3 protein-coding genes and 1 pseudogene are annotated in these 1,615 nt (G+C 30.5%); 1 reads left to right on the plus strand and 3 read right to left on the minus strand.

Translation table 11 applies throughout. The features are described from left to right. From IDG60_RS13375 to IDG60_RS13385, 3 genes and pseudogenes are all read right to left on the minus strand, one after another. Positions 1–115: pseudogene (locus tag IDG60_RS13375) on the minus strand (YwqG family protein); the annotation flags it as partial. Positions 116–293: 178 nt separating this feature from the next. Continuing rightward, entirely contained in the window at positions 294–674 is a 381-nt protein-coding gene (gene gcvH, locus IDG60_RS13380; RefSeq protein ID WP_000290491.1) for a glycine cleavage system protein GcvH, read from the minus strand. 157 nt (positions 675–831) lie between these two features. Then, the gene (locus IDG60_RS13385; RefSeq protein ID WP_000589549.1) at positions 832–1,188 is read right to left on the minus strand and encodes an arsenate reductase family protein; all 357 of its coding nucleotides are present in this window, start codon (positions 1,186–1,188) and stop codon (positions 832–834) included. 143 nt (positions 1,189–1,331) lie between these two features. Between IDG60_RS13385 and IDG60_RS13390 the strand changes: the two genes are divergently transcribed. Next, positions 1,332–1,615, plus strand: a 284-nt coding sequence (locus IDG60_RS13390; RefSeq protein ID WP_206160785.1) for a thioredoxin family protein, incomplete at its 3' end; no start/stop codon positions are given.

Genomic DNA, 1,615 nt, shown 5'->3' on the forward strand with positions numbered 1-1,615 from the left:
CCATTTCAATACATGGTAGTACTGGTAAATTACCGTTTTCTACAGATTCTACGAAACGGTTATATGCTTTTTGCTCCTTTTTAGAAAGATGACTAACGTCTTGAATGTTTAGCATATTAACTTCCCCCAATTTTTATTTTTAAAATAGCTAAATTCATTATTTTCATCATTCTTGAATAATAAAATGTAGCAATACTCCAAATAATAGTGCCTAATAAATTTTCTTTCATATTATTTACTTACTCAGACTAAAAATAAACTCCTCAATCTTAGATTAAGGAGTTACACGGTGATTATTCACCAATCATTTCTGAATATTTTTCAGCTGTTAATAAAGCTTCAAGCTGACTTTCATCACTAATTTCTACTTTTACCATCCATGCTTTTTCGTATGGAGATTCATTTACAAATTCGGGACTATCTTCTAGTTCTTCGTTGACTTCAACTACTTTACCAGAGATTGGTGCATATAATTCTGATACAGTTTTAACTGATTCTACGCTACCAAACGTATCCCCTTCATTAATTTCATCATCTGTTTCTGGTAATTCAACGAAAACAATATCACCTAACTCGCTTTGTGCGTATTCTGTGATTCCAATTGTTGCTACATTACCTTCAACTTTAACCCATTCATGCTCTTTTGAATATTTCAATTCATTTGGTACTGCCAAGAGAATCCCCTCCTAATTAATCTTTACATCATTAATGATGCCATAAGGCTAGATGCTATTCAACTATATTTATAAAAATTAACAATTGTATAGCTTATTTCATTTTACATGTAATGAATCTAAATATCGAGATATTTAGTAAACGTTTACATTTCACTTACGCTAACCAAGTCTCTTTATATTGATCTTCTTTAAATCCTAATGTTATCTTATCGCCCATTACTGCTAGAGGACGCTTTACTAACATACCATCAGATGATAACAACTCTAACTTTTCATCATCTGATAAAGTTTGTAATTTATTTTTCAAATCAAGCTCACGATATTTCGCACCGTGTGTATTAAACAATTTATTAATTTCTACGCCTGTATTTGCAATTATTGTTTTAAATTCATTTATTGTAGGTGTATGTTGAACGATATCAATTGGTTCATAACTTACGCCATATTCATCTAAAAACTTTGCTGCCTTTTTACAAGTTGTACAATTCTTATATTGGTAAAATTTAATCATGCGACTGCAACCTCCTTTATGTATTTAAAATAAATATATCATTTTCCATAGCAAAAGGCTTTCATTTTGAAGCTAAAATTTTTTATTATGATATAAATTTAGCTATAATAAAAGTTATTAAACTATCTAGAGGAGTTGTTACAATGCAAGCAATCAAAAGTAATGAATCATTTAAATCTATAATTAATAGCGATACACCTGTAATTGTTAAATTTGAGGCAGGATGGTGCCCAGACTGTCGTGCTATGGATTTATGGATTGACCCAATCGTAGAACAATATAATGATTACCAATGGTATACTGTTAATCGTGATGAATTAGAAGATGTAGTTGTTGAAAATGAAGTTATGGGTATCCCTAGCTTGCTAGTATTTAAAAACGGCGACAAAATTGCACACCTTCATTCAGCAAATGCTAAGTCACCTGA

The sequence above is a fragment of the Staphylococcus sp. EG-SA-2 genome (assembly GCF_017152085.1).

What these genes read in the sequence shown, in the direction of transcription:
- IDG60_RS13385 (WP_000589549.1), bottom strand. Translation starts at nt 1,188, where the DNA reads ATGATTAAATTTTACCAATATAAGAATTGTACAACTTGTAAAAAGGCA.